Raw genomic sequence first — 984 nt, 5'->3', positions numbered from 1 at the left:
CTCTTTAAATCGATTAATTGTATTATTCGCTGATGGTTTAGGATAAGCATTAAAAAGAAATTTCCTATTAAATCCTGAAAATAATGATAAGAAATCAATTAAATTAGACTTAAATTCTTTATAAAATAGAGCGTAGCTTAAATATTGTAGGACTTTATAATCTTTACAAACTTCTGCTAGATACCGATGGCAGTTTAAAGTAAGACTGTCCCAATCAATGGTATCATGCTGTAGAGATCCAAATTTCATGATCTGTTCATCAATAGCTAAGAAAGTAGGACATTCTTCATCAGGATAACCAGCAGGAAAATACTCTCCTACAATATCGTCTAAGATATTATGATATTTCATATTACCAACCACATTCCTTTCTTATTGGTGCTACGAGAGATGCAAGTCCATTATTTTTGAAAATGTACTTTCTATTTTCTTGAGCAATAGATACAGAGAAAGTATCAATATACAGAATTGATTTTAATTGCTGTATTGCATAAAGACCTCTACCTGCATCAAGTAAATAACCTCGCTCAGCACTTTGCCAATTAATTCTAGAGGCTACTTGATTTGTTTCATTATTAACAATATGTATATCTAATACATTATTTTTTACTGGTTTATCTAATGCTATTTGGAAACGAGTGATATTATCCTTACAAGCAATATATATTGAAGCATGTTCATCATTACTTAATAAGGCTAGTTCTAGATTATTTTCAATAGGCGTATTTTGAGAAGTTTCTCTTGCTAATGTAAAAATATCTCCTATTAGTTTAGGTAAAAAATTGTTCAAGGCTCGTTCATCAACAATTTGTTTTCTAATTGGCGTATTAAATATTTCATCAAAACAAGCTAGTCTATTAATATTTGAGTTTATATAAATACATTTTTCCGCTTTCTCAAGCTTAACCTCAGATAAACTAGTTACAGAGTACATTAATAGGAAAGAAATAATTGATACTTTACATAAAATGGATAAGCGTATCG

At 29.3% G+C, this 984-nt stretch carries 2 protein-coding genes; both read right to left on the bottom strand.

The window, feature by feature from the left end:
- The coding region (locus QZ106_RS00350; protein ID WP_295972825.1) for a type VI secretion system ImpA family N-terminal domain-containing protein at window positions 1-351 on the bottom strand (351 nt) is incomplete at its 3' end.
- 1 nt (window position 352) lies between these two features.
- On the bottom strand, window positions 353-934 hold the full coding sequence (locus tag QZ106_RS00345) for a type VI secretion system-associated protein TagO (RefSeq protein WP_295972828.1): 582 nt from the start codon (window positions 932-934) through the stop codon (window positions 353-355).
- Window positions 935-984 lie beyond the last annotated feature (50 nt).

It is taken from the genome of uncultured Aggregatibacter sp., from assembly GCF_901873365.1.
In the GTDB taxonomy this organism is placed as follows: Bacteria; Pseudomonadota; Gammaproteobacteria; order Enterobacterales; family Pasteurellaceae; genus Aggregatibacter.
Note: the sequence above shows the minus strand (reverse complement) of the source record. Positions and strands in the feature narration are given on the sequence as shown.

Excerpts from the sequence above, each read along its gene's own strand:
- QZ106_RS00345 (WP_295972828.1), bottom strand. The coding sequence starts at position 934 with ATGTACTCTGTAACTAGTTTATCTGAGGTTAAGCTTGAGAAAGCGGAA.